The organism is Corallococcus terminator, from assembly GCF_049194865.1.
In the GTDB taxonomy this organism is placed as follows: Bacteria; Myxococcota; Myxococcia; order Myxococcales; family Myxococcaceae; genus Myxococcus; species Myxococcus terminator_A.
The window spans coordinates 66,816-84,445 of sequence record NZ_JBLZWL010000064.1; the positions used below are offsets into that span (position 1 = coordinate 66,816).

At 68.2% G+C, this 17,630-nt stretch carries 11 protein-coding genes and 1 CRISPR repeat array; of the genes, 4 read left to right on the top strand and 7 right to left on the bottom strand.

All coding sequences use genetic code 11. The features are described from left to right. Positions 1–11: 11 nt before the first annotated feature. Positions 12–374, bottom strand: coding sequence for a hypothetical protein (locus tag ACN469_RS20760; RefSeq protein WP_498770468.1), 363 nt, complete (start codon positions 372–374; stop codon positions 12–14). 253 nt (positions 375–627) lie between these two features. Continuing rightward, positions 628–1,902, bottom strand: coding sequence for a tetratricopeptide repeat protein (locus ACN469_RS20765; protein ID WP_498770469.1), 1,275 nt, complete (start codon positions 1,900–1,902; stop codon positions 628–630). Between the two features lie 240 nt (positions 1,903–2,142). Between ACN469_RS20765 and ACN469_RS20770 the strand changes: the two genes are divergently transcribed. Together ACN469_RS20770 and ACN469_RS20775 are read left to right on the top strand one after the other, a co-directional pair. After that, a complete protein-coding gene (locus ACN469_RS20770; RefSeq protein WP_498770470.1) occupies positions 2,143–4,080 on the top strand; it encodes a thiamine pyrophosphate-binding protein in 1,938 nt (645 codons plus the stop codon). A gap of 44 nt (positions 4,081–4,124) precedes the next feature. Then, positions 4,125–5,741 (top strand): flavin monoamine oxidase family protein, encoded by a 1,617-nt coding sequence (locus ACN469_RS20775; protein ID WP_498770471.1) that lies wholly within the window; start codon positions 4,125–4,127, stop codon positions 5,739–5,741. Positions 5,742–5,765: 24 nt separating this feature from the next. Here the strand turns inward: ACN469_RS20775 and ACN469_RS20780 are convergent, their stop codons facing one another. Next, complete coding sequence (locus ACN469_RS20780; protein ID WP_498770472.1) at positions 5,766–7,883, bottom strand: response regulator; 2,118 nt, start codon at positions 7,881–7,883, stop codon at positions 5,766–5,768. Between the two features lie 187 nt (positions 7,884–8,070). Between ACN469_RS20780 and ACN469_RS20785 the strand changes: the two genes are divergently transcribed. Both ACN469_RS20785 and ACN469_RS20790 read left to right on the top strand, forming a co-directional pair. Continuing rightward, positions 8,071–8,847 (top strand): DUF2270 domain-containing protein, encoded by a 777-nt coding sequence (locus tag ACN469_RS20785; protein ID WP_498770505.1) that lies wholly within the window; start codon positions 8,071–8,073, stop codon positions 8,845–8,847. Positions 8,848–8,972: 125 nt separating this feature from the next. Continuing rightward, the gene (locus ACN469_RS20790; RefSeq protein WP_163870999.1) at positions 8,973–9,977 is read left to right on the top strand and encodes an isocitrate dehydrogenase (NAD(+)); all 1,005 of its coding nucleotides are present in this window, start codon (positions 8,973–8,975) and stop codon (positions 9,975–9,977) included. A gap of 82 nt (positions 9,978–10,059) precedes the next feature. Here ACN469_RS20790 and ACN469_RS20795 read toward each other — a convergent pair whose 3' ends face one another. The 4 genes from ACN469_RS20795 to ACN469_RS20810 form a co-directional block, all read right to left on the bottom strand. After that, entirely contained in the window at positions 10,060–11,394 is a 1,335-nt protein-coding gene (locus ACN469_RS20795) for a hypothetical protein (protein ID WP_498770473.1), read from the bottom strand. Then, on the bottom strand, positions 11,391–13,592 hold the full coding sequence (locus ACN469_RS20800; protein WP_498770474.1) for a hypothetical protein: 2,202 nt from the start codon (positions 13,590–13,592) through the stop codon (positions 11,391–11,393). Before ACN469_RS20800 ends, ACN469_RS20795 begins: the two co-directional genes overlap by 4 nt. A 385-nt stretch (positions 13,593–13,977) precedes the next feature. Beyond that, the gene (locus ACN469_RS20805; protein ID WP_498770475.1) at positions 13,978–14,931 is read right to left on the bottom strand and encodes a hypothetical protein; all 954 of its coding nucleotides are present in this window, start codon (positions 14,929–14,931) and stop codon (positions 13,978–13,980) included. Between the two features lie 26 nt (positions 14,932–14,957). After that, complete coding sequence (locus ACN469_RS20810) at positions 14,958–15,998, bottom strand: hypothetical protein (protein ID WP_498770476.1); 1,041 nt, start codon at positions 15,996–15,998, stop codon at positions 14,958–14,960. A 386-nt stretch (positions 15,999–16,384) separates the two neighbouring features. Continuing rightward, positions 16,385–17,420: a CRISPR direct-repeat array (repeat unit 36 nt; unit sequence GTGCTCAACGCCTTCCGGCATCACGGCGAGCGGCGG). Positions 17,421–17,630 lie beyond the last annotated feature (210 nt).

Consider the following 17,630-nt stretch of genomic DNA (forward strand, 5'->3'; position numbering starts at 1 on the left):
CGCGACGGTGCTCAACGCGCGAGAGGGAGGCACACCCGTGCCGAGGAGCCCGGCTGAAGCTGGGCACAGCGCCACTCCGACGGACAGTCCGCGGACACCGCGCAGGGCTTGCTGCACACATACCCTTCGCCCGGCTCCTTGCCCGTGTGCAGACAGAGGCCGGAGGCACACCCGGCCTTCCCGCCCACACCACAGTCCATCCCCACCGCCGCCAACCCCTTCTGGGCGGGCTCCCTCACGCGGTGCTCACCGAAGACAGGGGAGGCCTCGATTTCGCGCTCACGCGCTGGCGACGTGGGTTCTTCTCCGCTGCAACCCAGTGACAGGAGTCCCGTCACGACGAAGACTTCCAGGCTTCGGCTCAAGCGCTTCATGTATCCATTCTTCACGACGTGGGGGATTCACACAGAGTCCATGCCATCCACCTGTCGCCAACCTCGCGCAGGGCGCACGGACGGCGCGGCAGTAACATGAGGGCTCAAGCCAACTCAACATTGAACCCGTGAAGACGCTCACACAATCACTGCCAAATCGCGGAGCTTGCAATTCCTGTGCGTTCTTTCCGCGGACAGCCATTGCGCGCTCGCCGAGACTGGGCGTGCGGGCCGCCCCCAGCCAAGGCCCGCCTCAGTCCCCAGCGGCCCAGTCCCGGGTGAGCCCCTCGTCCGACAGGAAGTACAGGCCTTCGATTCCCTCCAAGGTCGGCTCCAGGTCCGCCAGGAGCTCCCACGCCGCGGAGTCGGAGACCCGGGCCACGAGCGCCAACTCGCGCCGCACCAGGGAGCCGTAGAGAGGCTCGTCCCCCGCCTGCGCCGCCAGCAAGCGCCGCTGGGACGCGGTGAGCAGCCGCGCTCCGTCGAGCCCATCTCCCGCCGCCACCGCCCACAGCCCCGAGAAGGTCTCCGCGAGTCGGACCTCGCCCCGGTCGATGACGACGGGCCTCACGGGCGCCGGATGCGCCTCCAGGTTCCGCCACGCCGCCGCGTCCACCGCCTCCTCCGTCAGCCCGGAGACACGCAGGGCGGACTCAGGCAGGTAGCGCACGAAGTCCGCGTCCTCCAACACATAGAAGACCTCCAGTCGCGCCGGCCCCGGTCGATGCAACGCCCCTACCGCCTTCGCCACGAAGTCCGACGGACGCAGCACCGGACGCAGCCGGGCCTCCAGCGAAGCCCCCTCCGCCTCCAGCCCCGAGTCCAACCCGCCCAGGCGCGCGGCCAGGGCCTCCACATAGGGCCCCAGCCCCGCTGACCCGGGCGCCTCGCGATAGGCCGCGTACAGCGAACCCAGGTCCACGCGCCCCACTCCGCCCGAGGCCAGCTTCACCAGCAGGTCCTTGCCCTGTCGCCGGAAGGCCACCCGCGCTCGCCCCAGCGCTCCCGCCAGCGCGGCCGTGAACTCCGGCCGGAGCACCTGCTCCTCCGGCGCGGCCGGAGGCGGAAGCTCCGCCGCCTCCAGTTCCTCCTTCAACAGCCGCGTCTCCACGTCGAACGGGTCCCTCGCGAGCGCGGCCTGGACGAAGGCCTGTGCCTTCTCCACCTCACCCCGGCGCAGCGCCAGCACCGCGAGCACCTTGAGGACCTCCGGGTCCCCGGGCTCCTGCGCGCGCGCCTGCCGCAGCAGCGCCTCCGCATCCCCATTCCGCTCCAACCCGAGCAGCGCCCGGGCGAGCCCCAACATCACCGGCACATCCCGAGGGAAGTCGCGCCGCAGCGCCTCCAGCAACGGCAGCGCCTCGCGGTCCGCTCCCGCGTTGATGAGGGCATGCGCCACCGCCAGCCTCGGCGTCGGCCCCTCACTGCCCTGTGCCTGCGCGCGCAGCGCCTCCAGCTCCGCGTCACTCAGGACCTCGCCCGCCTCCACCTTGCGGCGCAGGCGCTCCACTTCCAGCAAGCCGTTCACCTCCACGACTCTAGACGCCCCGCCCCATTTCACGAACCCACCCCGCACCGGGCCCGCATTCCATTGCCAGACAAGCATTCCACCCCATCCGGACGCGCCAGGGCCTCCCCATACACAAACACAACAATAGACAACACCCACATACCCCCGGGGTGGATGGCCTGCACAAAACCCGGCAGGCAGGATGCGCCTCCTTCCCAGACAATCTCCCCAAAGCCTCTCGAAAACCGAGGGACCCCCATGCCGGACGTGCCTGCTCCGCAGCCCCAGCGTTGGACCCGGGACTATCTCTTCGACATCCTGCGCATGCTGGAGATTGGCTACATCTTCGGCGTCCCCGGGACGAACGAGATTCCCATCATCGACGGGACGGAGACCGCCGAGAACAAGGGCAAGGTCCGCTACATCGAGTGCCTGCACGAGAACATCGCCCTGGGCGCGGCCATGGGCTACGCCCGGATGACGGGCCGCCCCGGCGTGGTGGAGGTCCACGTCACCCCTGGCATCGGCCATTGCATTGGCAATCTCTCCAACGCGTGGAAGTCCCACGTCCCGCTCGTGGTGCTTTGCGGCCAGCAACAGAACGAGCTCGTCACGCAAGAGCCCCTGCTCGCCTCGGACGTCGTCCAGATTGCGAAGCAGTTCACCAAGTGGTCCCACGAGCTGCGCGCCTGGGAGGAGATTCCCCTCGTCCTCCAGCGCGCCTTCAAGGAGGCGATGGCGCCTCCCATGGGCCCCGTCTTCATCTCCCTGCCCTGGGACTTCACCATCCGGAAGATTGGCGCCGACGAGCGCGTCCGGGGCGTCACCCGCATCCCCCAGCGCTTCACGGGGGACTCGGACGCCGTGGCCCACGCGGCCCAGCTCCTCGCGGGCGCGAAGAACCCCGTCATCATCGCCGGCGACGCCGTGGGCTACGCCGACGCGTGGAAGGAGGTGCAGGAGCTGGCGTCGCGCCTGGGCGCCCCCGTCTACCTGGAGGGCTTCAGCAGCCTGGCCAACTTCCCCAACAATGACTACCACTGGCAGGGCGAGCTGCCCGGGGACCAACAACAGACACAGCAGCGCCTGCTGCCCCATGACGTGGCGTTCCTCTGTGGCTTCGGCGCCCAGGCCCAGCTCGCCGTCTACAAGTACTCCGACGGGCCCCTCATCCCCACGTCCGTCAGGCAAATCGCGCTCGCCAACAACACGTGGGATTTGGGCAAGAACGCCTTCGCCGAGTCCGCCATCCTGGGCGACATCAAGGCCACCCTCCCCGGGCTGAACGCGCTGCTCGCCCAGAACCCGCCCCCGGAAGCCGACGAGCGCAACCAGCAGCTCCATGCCGCCTCCGAGGCGCGGCAGGCCGCGTGGCGCCAATATGCGGCCCAGGCCCAGCAGGCGGAGCACATCTGGGGCGTGCTCGTGGCGGACAGCCTGCGAGAGCTGCTGGTGGCGAAGAACCTCCAGAAGCGCTTCGTCTACGTGCACGAGGCGGTGTCCGACGCCGCCGCGTTCCAGATGATGCTCCCCCTGGGCGAGGGCGAGGCGCCCACCAGCTACTACTGCACCCAGGGTGGCTCCCTGGGCTGGTCCATGCCCGCCTCGCTCGGAATCAAGCTGGCGGGGCCGGGCACCCAGGGCATCGAGCCGGAGCTGGTCATCAACGCGGTGGGAGACGGCTCCTGCCTCTTCTATCCCCAGGTGTGGTGGACGGCCGCGCACCGCGAGCTGCCCATCCTCTTCCTCATCATGAACAACCGGGAGTACCACACGCTTCAAGCGGGGCTTCAGCAGGTGGTGACGGCGTACGGCGACGCACCGGGCTTCGGGTGGAAGCCAGTGACGATGACGCCCGAGTACCTCACCCTGCGCAACCCCGAGTTCAGCTTCGTGGACGTGGCGAAGTCCTTCGGCGTTCCGAACGGCCAGGTGATTCACCGTCCGGACGAAGTGAAGGCCGCGCTGAAAGTCGCGGTGGAGCACGTCCTGACCCGCCATGAGTCGTACGTGCTGGACATCCGCACGGCTCAAGTGACGCCGCCACCGCCCGCTGGGGCGGCCGGCAAGGGTCTCAAGGCGACGGCGGCCCCCGTTGCCCCTCCACCTTTGGACTTCTGGTTCCACCAGCAGCACCCCCAGCGCGCCAACGACAGCGACAGCCCCACGCCGCGAGGCGCGCAGGTCGTCTTCTGATGTGAAGCAGCCCCAACCCCCCGGACGTGAAGTGGAGGCAGCACATGGCGGAGACGGTTCTCGATGTGGCCATCGTCGGCGCGGGTGTGTCCGGCGTGTACTCGGGGTGGAGGCTGCTGACCCATGGCGGCGGCGCGGGGAGTGTCGCCGTGTTCGAGGCGAGCGGTCGCATCGGAGGGCGGCTGCTCTCCGTGTCCCCGCCGGGCATCCCCAACATGAAGGCCGAGCTGGGCGGCATGCGCATCCTCCCCGAGGTGCAGCCGCGGATCAGCGAGCTCTTGAAGCGACTCAACGAGGGCGCCTCCCCCGCGCAGCAAATCGAGACGTTCGCCTTCCCCGTCGACAAGCCCGCCAACATCGCCTTCCTGCGCGGCGTGCACCTGCGGCTCGCGGACTTCGCCGAGCACCCGGACAAGGTGCCCTATCGGCTCAACTTCCTGGAGCACGGCAAGACGGCGGGCAGCATCGTCCTCGATGCGCTGGAGCAGCTGGTCCCCGGCATCACCGCGAAGCACCTCACGGAGTACGAGCGCCGGGAGATGACGCGCACGGCGAGCTTCGCCGGCAAGCCGCTCCACGAGCAGGGCTTCTGGCAGGTGCTGGCCCGGGTCATCTCCGGCGAGGGCTACCAGCTCGCGCTCGACGCGGGCGGCTACGAGTCCACGCTCAACAACTGGAACGCCGCGGACGCCATCCCCTGGTACCTGTCCGACTTCGGCGTCGACTCCGCCTACTACGGCTTCAGGAACGGCTTCCAGCAGGTGCCGCTCGTCCTGGCGGAGCGCTTCAAGCAGGCCGGAGGAGCCCTGCACCTCAACAGCCAGCTCACCGGCTTCGACTGGAAGAACGGCCTGGCGGAGCTGCACTTCCAGGACGGCGCGCCGGTGCAGGCCAAGGCGCTCATCCTCGCGATGCCGCGCCGGGCCCTGGAGCTCATCACCCCCGGCAGCCCCTTCCTCCAGGACGAAGAGGTGGTGCGGCTGGTCGGCAGCGTCACGCCGCAGCCGCTGTTCAAGCTGTTCACCACCTACAGCGACCCGTGGTGGAGGCCCGCGGGCGTGGAGGAGGGGCGCACCGTCACGGACCTGCCGGTGCGGCAGACGTACTACTGGCCCACCGACACCGGCGCGTCGGCCAAGAACGGGCCCGCGATGCTGATGGCCAGCTACGACGACGGACTCAACGCGGGCTTCTGGGACAGCTTCCGTCCCAAGCGCGGCCTGGGCTGGCGCAAGGAGGCGCGCAACGTGCCCCGGCCCAAGCGCTTCGTCGGCGAGCGGGAGAAGGCCGGCCAGGGCAAGGAGATGGACCCCGAGTGGCTGGCCAACGAGGCCCCCGAGGCCATGGTGGCGGAGGTGCAGCGGCAGCTCGGCCTGGTGCACGGCCTCATGTACGTGCCGCCCGCGCTGGAGGCGAGCTTCCGGGACTGGGGCGATGACCCGTACGGCGGCGGCTGGAACAGCTGGAACATCGGCGTGAAGAGCTGGGAGGTGGTGGAGCGCATCGTCCAGCCGCAGGCCAACGTCCCCGTCTACATCTGCGGCGAGGCGTACTCCGACGCGCAGGGCTGGGTGGAAGGCGCCCTCCAGACGGCGGACCTGATGCTCACCCGCCTGGGTGTCCCGCCGCTCGTCGCCGCGGGCCTGAAGCCCAGGGGCTGACGCACGGCCCGCGTCCCGGAGCCCTCAGTGCCGTGGCGGCGGGTCGGGACTGTCGCTGGTGGGCTCGGGCGTCTCTCCGGCGGCCTGCGCGGCCTCACTTCCCGAGCCGCCCTGCGTCTGCGCGAGGAAGTCGTCCAACGCGCCCACGTCGATGGGCTTGCGGAACACGGCGTCCACCAGCGCCAGGTTGGCGCGGTTCTGCCCGCGCACGTCCATGCCGGTGACGATGGCGAGCAGCACGTGGGGTGACTTCCCGCGCAGCTCGCGCGCCAGCTCCCAGCCGCTCATCTCCGGCATCACCGCGTCCAGCAGGGCCGCGTCGAAGCGGCGCCGGTCCCACATGTCCAGCGCCACGCGAGGGTCGTGGGCCACCTGCACCTCGTAGCCCTCTTCCCCCAGCACCTCGGCCATCATCCGCGCGTTGTCCAGGTCGTCGTCCACCACCAGCACGCGGCGCGTCAGCTGGAAGCGCCGGGGCACTGCTGGCGCGGCCTTCGGCGCGCTCTCCGCGGGGCGCGTGGGCTCGTACGTCGACGACTGCTCGTGGATGCGTGGCAGCCGCACCAGGAAGGCGGCGCCCTTCCCCGTCGTCGCGTTCTCCGCCGTCAGCTCGCCGCCCCAGCGCTGCACCTGCGCGCGCGCCACCGCGAGGTACAGCGAGAGCTGCGGCGCCCCGGGGTCCCTGCGCAGCGGGTCGAACAGGTGCGTGAGTTCCTCGGCCGCGTACGTCGGGCCCTCGTCCTGGATGCGCAAGGTGAGCCACTCCCGGCCCTCCGCGCGCGTCGCCAGCTTGAGGTGGCCACCCTCCTCCATCCGGTCCCGAGCCGCCAGCAGCAGGTTCACCACCAGCTCGCGGAAGAAGGCCGCGTCCGCGCGCACCGCGCCCGGGTCATGCAGGTCCAGCTCCACGTAGACCGGGTGCTCGCGCTGCTCCAGCTCGCCGCGCGCCAATTCGAGCGACTCGCGCACCGTCTGGTCCACCTTCACTTCGACAGGCCGCTCCTCGGTGCGCTGGACGTTGAATTCTTGAAGCCGCGCCACCAGTTCGCCAATCTGCTGCACCGTCTTGTCGAGTGCGTCCAGGTGCTCGGGCTTGTACTCGCGCTGGAGCAGGGTGATGCGCAGGCGCAGCACGTTGAGGAAGTTGTTGAGCGCGTGCGCCGCGCCGCCCGCGAGCTGGCCCAGCGCCTGCTGGCGGGTGCGCTGGAGCAGCCGCCCCTGGAGCCGGCGCAGCTCGCCATAGGCGCTCTCCAGGGCCTTGGTCTTGTTCGCGGACTCGGTGCGGTCGGTGAAGGTCTGGATGGCGCCGGCCAGCTCGCCCTCCTCCTCCCAGACGGGCGAGGCGCTCATCTCCAGCGTCACCTCGCCGCCGCCGGGACGCTCCACCACCATCATCACCCCGCGCACCGGGCCCTGCTCCTTGAGCGCGCGCACGAAGGGCATGTCGGCGACCTTGAAGGGCTCGCCCGTCACGTGCCGGGCGTTCACCTGCGTGAGCACCGGGGACACGGTATTCGCCGCGCGCCCGCCCACCACCGCGCGCATCGGCACGCCCATCAGCCGGCTCACCGGCGGCGTGGCGAAGGACACGGTGCCGTCCACTTCGGCCAGGAGGATGCCCACGTCCACGTGGTTGAGCACCGACTCCATCACCGCCGCCTCGCGGAAGCGCACCTCCTCCGTCTTCAGGATGCGCGCGTAGGACGCCTGCGCCGCGGCGTCCCCTTCCCACACCAGCTCCGAGATGAGGCCGGCGACCTCCGGCTCAATCAGCCCGCCGTGGTGGCGCGCGTAGACGTGCAGCAGCACCGACTCGAGGGACTTGAACTCGCGCGTCAGGTCCTCGGGCTCGAAGTTCTGCGTGTACCGGTCCGCGCCGTGGGAGCGGGCGACCTCCGGCCACAGGCGCACCGCGTCCTCGCCCCGGTCCTTGAGCAGGCGCGCCATCTCGCTCACCAGTCTCCGCAGCGGGGCACGCAAGTCCCTGCCCGGAATCTCCACCTCGTAGACTTCCGCGCGCAGGCGCTTGGCCCACAGGCGCGTCACGCGCTCCTGCTCTCCCTGGAGCAGCTCCGACAGGGCTTCGATGGGATTGATTCGGGCCACGCTCAAGTCGCCAAGGTGGGCACGCCCGCCCGCCATGGCCACCCGTGCCCCCGCCTGGACGCCCGCTCCCGAGGCACGATGCCAGGGTGCGAGCCCGGTTGAAGCAAGGCCGCCTGCTCGCCCACCAGGGGGCCGGTGCATCCACGCGGGCATGGAGGCCGGGGGCGAACAGCCGGACGAGCCATTGCATCGACCCGTGGCCCGGCCCACCTTCCGGGAACGGATGCCCCTCAACGAGCCCATCAAGAACGATTTGCTGGAGTCGCCCTGGCTGTCGCAGCAGGCCATGGCGCAGCTCTTCCGGGGCGAGCTGAGCCGCTCCGACACCTGGCGCACGCGCCTGGACACGACGACGAACTGGGCGCTGACGACGACGGCGGCCGTCATCTCCTTCGGCTTCGCGACGCCGCAGAGCTCGCACGTCACCTTCCTCGTCGGCATCTGGATGGTGGTGTCGTTCCTGCTCGTCGAGGCGCGCAGGTACCGCTACTACGACTTGTGGAATCGCCGCGTGCGCCTCTTGGAGGACGGCTGGTGGGCCCCGATGCTGCGCCGCGAGCCGGTGGACCCGGACGCCCTGCGCGAGCTGGCGGTGGAGATGTCCCGCCCGCAGATTCAGCTCTCGCTGCTGTCGGCCATCTCCACGCGGCTCAACCGCACCTATGGGCCCATCCTGATGGTCCTGTTGGTGACGTGGTTCTTCAAGGTCTACAGCCACCCGAAGCCCCCGGTGGACTTCCTGGAGTTCGTCACCCGGGCGCATGTGGCGTGGATTCCAGGGCCCATCGTCATGTTGATTCTGGTGTTCATCACCATCGCCGCGACCTACCTGTTCATCTCCTCGTTCTTCATCCGGGCCCCGCTGGGGGAGCTGAGGACCCGCCCCCGGGGGCGACGCGCCGCGCTGTGGGAGTCGTTCTACCGGCCCTACGCCATCCGGAAGCGCCACCGGCCCACCCGGCGGCCCGCTCGGCGGCCAGACTCGGCGTCCGAGCACTGAGGGCCCGGGGCGGCCCCAGGAGGCCTTGGGCGGGGGGCCTGGCTCATGGACCCCATGCCTGGCCCTGTACGCCCGTCGTTTTCGTCCTTTCGGGTCCAGGGGTTTTATGCTGTGAATCCGCACCCATGGCGAACACGCGCACTGTCACTGTCATCAATGGAGACGGCATCGGCCCCGAGGTGATGGCGGCCACCATCCGCGTCCTCGAGGCGCTCAAGGTTCCGCTCGAGTTCGAGCACAAGGACGCGGGCGCGGAGGTGGTGGCCAAGTACGGCACCAACCTGCCGCACGAGACGGTGGAAGCGGTGCTGCGCAGCGGCGTCGCGCTGAAGGGCCCCACGGGCACGGTGGTGGGCGGCGGTCTGCCCTCCGCGAACGTGGGTCTGCGCAAGCGGCTGGATTTGTACTCGTCGCTGCGGCCCGTGAAGAGCGTGAAGAACGTGAAGACGCGCTACGAGGACGTGGACCTCATCGTGGTGCGTGAGAATACGGAGAGCCTCTACGCCGGCCTGGAGCACATCATCGTCCCGGGCGTGGTGGAGTCGCTGAAGATCATCACCGAGAAGGCGTCCACGCGGATTGCCCGGTTCGGCTTCGAGTACGCCAAGAAGCACGGTCGCAAGAAGGTGACCGGCGTGCACAAGGCGAACATCATGAAGCTGTCGGACGGTCTGTTCCTGGACTGCTGCCGCAAGGTGGGCCGTGAGTATCCGGAGATCCAGTATGAGGAAGTCATCGTCGACAACCTCTGTATGCAGTTGGTGAGGGACCCGACGCGCTTCGACGTGATGGTGCTGGAGAACCTCTACGGCGACATCGTGAGCGACCTGTGCGCGGGTCTGGTGGGCGGCCTGGGCATGGTGCCTGGCGCGAACATCGGCGAGCGCACGGCGGTCTTCGAGGCGGTCCACGGCACGGCGCCGGACATCGCGGGCAAGGGCATCGCGAACCCCACCGCGCTGATGATGTCGGCGGTGATGATGCTGGACTACCTCGACATGGGCGAAGAGGCCCGCCGCATGGAGAACGCCCTCCACAAGGTCTACGGTGAGGGGAAGATCCGCACCGGCGACCTCGGTGGCAGCGCGACGACGCGCGAGTTCACGGACGCGCTCATCGCGGCGCTGTAGTCGGTTCGACGGTCCACTCCGTCACTTGAGCCCGGGTTGCCTCTTGAGGCGCCCGGGCTTTTTCGTGGCCGGACTCGAAGAGTCAGGCCTGGTGCCGCTCCACCGCCCGGAAGAACTGCGTGAGCGAGTAGTCCAGCAGGGACTGGCTGGACTGCATGTAGCGGCGAGCGCGGAGGAAGGGCAGCCAGACGAGCTTGCCGACGCGCACCTGGGACTCCTCCAGTTTCTGCCGGGGTACCCACGTCCCGCCCAGCCGCCGCACCAGCAGGCCACCCAGGTAGGCTCCCAGAGCCGGAGCGGTGTGCTTGTCGATGAGGTCCCGCGTGTACCTCTCTGGAAAGTCCTCCCTCCAGAAGTAGAAGTCGAGGTCCGTGAGGGACTCGGGCGTCTCGTTCATGATGGAGGGCACCTTGGTATGCAGTGCCGCCACGAGGCCTTCGGTCAGGCCAGCGTAGTCACCGAGAAGGCGCTCCGGATTCTCCACGTCCGATGGCAGGGCGACAGGAAGCCACTCCTCCGGCTCGGGTGGCCGGAAGGCGTTGAGCTCCGCGACCTTCCGCTGACGTTCGCTGATGGCGAACTCGTCCGGCAGTCGTGCGAGGAGCGGCGCCAGGTCCGGGTGGAAGCGCGGTTCCACAGGAGCAAGCACGACACTGCGCTCACGCAGCGTGCTCAGCACCGTGTCGAAGTCGAGGTCTGGCCGCAGGTGAACATGGACACGGGCCTGGGCGACACGCGCATCGTCACTCGCGAAGTCGGCGGCGATGGGGCGCAGCACCACGAGGACGGAGCCGTTCGGAAGTTCCTCCACGAGGTGCGCCGGGGTCGTCAGCATCCTCTCGCGGCCTACCTTCTCCACCAGCTTCGGACCGAAGACATTGAGCCAGGAGATTTCGTAGATGCTATCGAACCCGTCTCGATAAACAGTCTCATCATCCCGGCCAAAGCTGGGAGCACCCGACAGTTGATCATCGGCCATGCTGTGAGCCGATGCATGGGAGGCCGGGTAGCGCAGGGCCCACGCGCGAACCATCTTCACGAATCGACCACACACCTCGCCCCCAGCAAAGAGCGGGAGTGAGTTGATAAAGATTGAGACACCCAGTTTTGAAGACAGCGGAGAGAGCTGAAGCCTGAGCGTCATATCCAGCGCGGGCTCTTGCGTTCGATAAAGACCGACAGTCGCGGTCCTCTCCCTGCGCTTCTCCTCGAAAGCCTTCCAGACGGCGTCCCTGGAATACTTGCGGTCATGCTTCCCCCCAACGACATCTGGCATCCACTCGCCCGCCTGCGCCTCCAAGGCATCGAAGAGGGGTCCCAACTCATCCTCAACGGGAGCCGCACCACTGAACGTCGCCTCGAACGAAAGCATGAGACAGTCCGCCGCCCTCGACTCCCACAGGTTCAGATGCCTCATTGAAACCCCACCTCCACTCCCTGAACCGCGTGACGAGTGCCATTCAAGGCTTGCTGCAAGACTCTAATGTCCCTGGGTTTGAACTTTCCACCTTCATAAATCAGGCGAATCCTTTGAACCCGCGCATCCATCTGCATGCCAGGCCGGCGGATGCTCAGTGTCTCGCCGTAATATCTCAGGGCGTTGCTTGCGTCCGTGGTCATCTGGCCTTCGAGTGCACTTGATTCCATTCGCGAGAAATCCCGGCTCTTGAAGCTGAAGGTCTCCACGCGAGGAGACCCGCCGGGAGAGGGCCGCGCCTCGATGACGAGAACATCCGCGAACCGCAGGTCCGACTTGGTCACGCCCACATGCGTCTCGATGCGCGGCTGCTCGAAGTCCCTGAGCCACCGCCGCTGCGCCCTCGGCAGGGCCGCATCCGCCTCCAGGAGGACGACCATGTCCCGCTCGAAGGCGAGGCCCCGGGCAAACAGGTCGCGCACGGACTGGTAGCCGGCCCACGGCAGCGGTCCCTTGGATGCCGCTCCCTGCTCGATTTCGGTGGCCCGCTTCTCCAGGTAGGACAGGTAGTCGGGCCAGAGTGGGTGCGCTGCGGCACCAGGAGGCGCGGCGCTCAAGAGCGCCTCGCGGTGCTTCTTCAGGGCTGCCACGTCCGTCGGCAAGCGGGCCCCTCCAGCCTCGGCTTCCACCTGTCGGAACTTCGCCTCCGCCACCTCGGCGGGGAGGCCGGATGACTCGGGAGGCAGAGAGGGCCTGCCGCTGCTCTTCCCTGCTCCACCCCTCGTTGGCGTGGCCCTCGCGGGCTCTTTGTACCGCACCGCCAGCGTGGCCTGCGCTTGAGCCGGATTGCCTCGTGCCTCATGAAGGGCCAGCGCTCCGGCCTCGCCCCACTCCGCCACCAGGAGCGCCGCCTCCCGACTCTGCTGGACGTGGCGGGCCAACTCCCCCACGGCGCTCGCCCCCGCCCGCGCCTCCAACCTGTCGAGCACGGCCGTCAGCGCTTCCACGCGAGACACCGTCGCATGGAGCCGTGTCCTCTCCTGTCTGGCGGGGCCAGCTTCGCGAAAGCCGCGCGCGCCCTTGCCTCCCGTGTACAGGCCCACCATGAGGGCCGCGGGCGCCAGCTGCCGCGTGGCCTCCTCGTACTCTCCCTTCGTCAGGGAAGCTCCGCCGTGCGCCGTCCCGGCCGCCAGGGAGTAGAAGCCCAGCGGCACGCCGAAGGTGAGGTGGTCGAAGGCCGCCAAGGCTACGTTGCCCGGCGCGAAGGCCCCCAGGTACTGCGCCTTCTCCACCTCCCAGTACGCCTCGCGGTAGACAGGCGGTAACTGCTGAGGAAGCGACGAGGCCCCTACGCTTCGGCTCCCACCCACCAGGGGAATCGAGGAGGCGACGTCATCCGTGGCCCTGCTCAACCCGCGTGCGACGTCGCTGGCGCGGAAGTCCCTCTCCGGGAAATCGTCCAGGCCGAGCCCCCTCTGCTGGAGCTCCGCGCGGACGACTTCCATTCCACCCAGAGCGCGCTTCAGCAGTTTGTCCTCGGCCAGCAGGCGCAGCACGTCCCGCATCTCGTCGTCGAAGGCCGTGTGGAGGACGAAGAGGGCGAGGACTTCCGCCTGGCCCGGCCCGTACTTCTCGGCGGCGGTGGCGAGGAAGACGACGCGCTGCTTGAGGAGAACCCTGGCTGCCTTGGTCTCCAACGGGCCCAGGGCGCCCAGCCGGACTGCATTCCAGGCCGAGAGGCTTTCCACCAGCCGGGCCATGTCCAGCGTGCGCTGCAAGGCCAGGAAAGCCGCTGGAGTCGTGCATGCCAGGAAGGGCGCCAGCACCTGCTCGTCCGTGGACAAGCGCGGCCAACCCGAGGGTACCTCTCCGCAGGCGCCGGACAAGACATCGACGACAGGCAAGGCCGCCATCTCACCTCCGCCTACGCCCGCCTCAAAGGCAACCAACGGGCCTCGACGAAAGTGCAACGGGGGCTCGACCTCACCCGCCACAGGGGACGAGTCGTCAAGCGAGTCGTCCTCTGGAAGGCTCGCGACAGCACTGTCCCCCAACGCCGACGTGAGCATTCGGCCCGAGAAGGACGAGAGGGAGTCCCCTGGGCCAGCCCTCGTCGGCTGCGAGGCACATCCCGCAGTGAGAAACGCCAGGGCCAGCGCCAGGACAACGCCGCTGAGTCGCCGCCGATGAGCGCGCATTGTTCACCCCAGCCCCATGGCCGCGAAGGCTCCCAGCGGCGACACAACGGCCCGACTCCGACGCGCGAACATCGACGCCTCCCGTGAAAGCCCCCGATTGGGGCTGGAGAAGAACAGAGGTTCCCAGTCCGGTCCGACACGCTGTCGAGCGACAGGCTGAGGCATGGAATGAAGGTGGGTGCCGATCGCCTGACCGGGTCAAGCCCACCCTCTGCGTCACGGTGAGCTGCGGGAAATGCACGCCCATTGGAACCACGACAAGGTGGGGTCCTCAACGCCTTCCAGCATCACGGCGAGCGGAGGCCGCGGTGGAGTACAGCCGCGATGAGGAGAGGGCGCTATGCGCCGATGACCGATTCCCGCGCTCCGTGATGACCGCCAACAGTCAGTGGGAGGTGGGTTTCGAGGGACGCAGCGCACGCGCCGCATCATCGAAAGCCTTGGCTCCAATGGAGTCCTGAGGGCGATGTGCCTCGATGACCTCCGCGTCCTCTGGAAGCCCGACGGATTGAAGAATGATGGCGGAGCGCAAGGAGAGGTCGGGATCTTGTGATCCGAGCAGCCCCAGTGCGAGGCTGCGCAGCCTTGTCTGGGCATCGTCGGGCAGACAGGGAAGGACGCGCTCCGAGTGGGCCAGCAGTACGGACAGGAGACACTCCACATATTCGCGCGCGCTCGTACTCGAATCCGAAAGCGAGGACGGGATGAACGCGGCCAGCGAAGGCAGCCATGCCTCGGGCAGGTCCGATTCAAGCACCGTGAGGACTCGCGTCTTGTCGGCCAGGGCAACGGACGCGTCACCTGCCCACTCGCTCAGCGACTCCGGCGACTTCGACAAGAGGACTTGCAGCCCCTGAAGAGGGCCCGAGACGGAGGGCGTGAGGGTGCGTATGGCCTGCTCCACGACCGGGAGCAGCTCGGGGTGCCTCCGCTTCCAGAGCGCATGCGCAAGTGTGTACAGCTCCGACGCCCCTGGTGCACCACGTGTCAGCTGCTCGAGTCGACGCGTCAGGCTTCCGCGAGTCTCGGCTTCATGGAGTTCGCCGAGGGACTGCGTCACCACCTCCGCGACGGCCTTGCCATCCAAGTCGGCGCGAGCCTCTTCGATGACGAGCTGCCGCTCCAGACGACGAAGATTGGAGGCTCCTCCCAACACGCCCAATCCGAAGACCGCGGCACGTCGCAGCCGCGCGTCCGGAGACTCCAACGAGCGCGCCAACCACGCCTCCGCGTCAGCGCCCAGTCGGGCGACTGCTTCGCGCGCGCGCGCCTCGTCGCCTTGATGGAAGGATTCAACCAACTCGTCCGCTGCCTTCGCTGTATCGCCACGCGATGCCATGGAAGCCCCGTCCTCGTCCCGAGCACTCAAGGGAAGCTCAATCCCGGAGGGACGTACCGCCGGACCAACGTCCCGTCGAGCGAGTACAACTCCTGGATGGCCTTCCGGTCCGCGCGAACCATGGACTCGAAGGCCTCAATCTCGCGCGCCAGGTCCTTGGGGTTGGAAACGTAATTGGTGTTGTGGCGGACGCCATCGGGTCGTACGGAGGACGCGTCCGGTCTCCGGAAGCGGATGCCTCCTACAGGGCTCGGGTCCTGGACCGGTCGCCCCTGAGCGGTGACCTGTGACTGATTCTTGCGCAAGTCACCGTGCCCCGCGGACTCTCGTCGGGCCAGTTCCTTTTCGATGGTCTCGTTGTGAGGCGGATTTCGTCGGGTGTGTGCACCACCATAGCGCGTCGACAGCCCGGTCTCACTCGCAGGCGAGCCGACCTCGTCCTGCATCGAGCAGACAGCGGTACCACCACACACCGGGGCCACCATCGTCCCAACCAGGGCTCCGGCCACCACGACCGTTCCATCCGCCACGACATGGGCCACGGCACCGGAACTCAGCGACATTCCCTCGGCGAGGACGTAGCGCGAAGGCCCCCACATCGGCGGTCCCAATCCCCCGGCGGAAACAGGGGGCAGCACCTTGGCGACTCCGAAGCTGGCCACCAGCGCCAGCACCCGCAGCGCGCTGGCTCCCACGGCACCACCGAAACGCTCGGCCACCGCCTCCAGTTCTTCCGCAGTCCGAGCGGCCATGGACTCTTCGTAGAGACGCACGCAGATGCGCCCGAGCTGAATCAGCTCATGCACGCCCACGGCGAGCGCCAGTCTCACGGTCACCGCCGTGGCGAAGGCCTTGGAAAACACCGGTTCTGGCAGTGCCCACGCAGCCACATAGACCAACATCGCGAGGGTGACACTCACGAGGAAGGCCGGGGAACGGAACATCTCCAGCGCCGCATCCCGGAGCCCGGGGGCCATGTAGCCAGGTGAGAGCCGCAGCGCGAGGAGGACCGGGCTGTCCTCCAGTGAAGCAGGCAGCGGCAGCCGGGACGGGCCAAAACGCGTCAAGTACTCCTGACGAAGCCGCGGTTCCCAATCCGAGGGACTGGAGTCCACCGAGGCCACCTGCCGCGAGGACGCCCAGAGCCGCCGTCCCCGGACATTCTCCGCGAGAGGGAAGTCCTGCTGGAACACGGCGAGCAGCGCTCGGGCCTCCTCGACAGAAAGCTCTCGCGCATTCGCTACCGGAGGGAGGGGCGGAAACGAGAGCGCCCAACGCCCATCCGAGAGTTCACGTGCCGCGACACGCACCACCGTCGTGGAGGCCGCACCCGACCTGGGGCCCGAGGCACACGACAACACCAGGCAGAGCCAGAGGGCCAGCGCACCTCGCCATAAGGAAGAGACGTTCCACATGTCGCGGAAGCATGCACTTACAACAACTACCTCGGGAAGTGCTCAACGCCTTCCGGCATCACGGCGAGCGGCGGCGCCGGTTCGTCCTGGAGAACCCCGAGCCCTTCATGTGCTCAACGCCTTCCGGCATCACGGCGAGCGGCGGCCCTGAGAACACCGCCGAGCACAAGGGGAACTGCTAGTGCTCAACGCCTTCCGGCATCACGGCGAGCGACGGTACCTGCCCGGCGGCGTCGGCTGCTCGGGCGTGCGGAGGTGCTCAACGCCTTCCGGCATCACGGCGAGCGGCGGTGGCCAGCTTTCTTCGCAACGACCAGGAGGACGAGTGCTCAACGCCTTCCGGCATCACGGCGAGCGGCGGGAATCATCAGCCTCAATGGCAATGGCGTCATCTTGTGCTCAACGCCTTCCGGCATCACGGCGAGCGGCGGTTGCGTGTGTTGCACTTCGCGCTCGGGGTCATCAGTGCTCAACGCCTTCCGGCATCACGGCGAGCGGCGGTATGCCTTCACGGTGCGTCCCTCCAGAGGCGCCGTGCTCAACGCCTTCCGGCATCACGGCGAGCGGCGGCGACGATGGGCAGACACCGGACCGGCCGCTGAACATGAAGTGCTCAACGCCTTCCGGCATCACGGCGAGCGGCGGCAGAATCTGCTGGAGGCTGTTGCTGTTTTTGCAGTGTGCTCAACGCCTTCCGGCATCACGGCGAGCGACGGCACCTCGCCCGCGCTGGTGGAGGCGGTGGGGCCGTTGTACTCAACGCCTTTCGGCATCACGGCGAGCGGCGGTCCCGATCCACGACTGCTTCAAGGTCCACCCGAACTAGTGCTCAACGCCTTCCGGCATCACGGCGAGCGGCGGCTCCATCCACGAGGGCTTCCACTGGGGCGAGCAGATGTGCTCAACGCCTTCCAGCATCACGGCGAGCGGCAGGCACCAAATGGTGACGTTCGGTCAGTACGGATTCAAGTGCTCAACACCTTCCGGCACCACGGCGAGCGGCGGGAGACCAGGGGTGTGCGGCGGCCTTCATGGGTCGTGCGCAACGCCTTCCGACATCACGGTAGGCGGCGGCCGCACGGATTCAAGGAGACGCCGCAGGTCCCGTTGTGCTCAACGCCTTCCGGCATCACAGCGAACGGGGACGGGGACGGGTGTGCTCAACGCCTTCCGGCATCACGGCGAACGGCGGGGCCGCCCTCGAATCTCCGATGGCTCCGCCATCTTGGCCCTCTGTTTTCAGGCACCCCCACCCTGTTCGTGCACAGCATCACCAACGCCGCG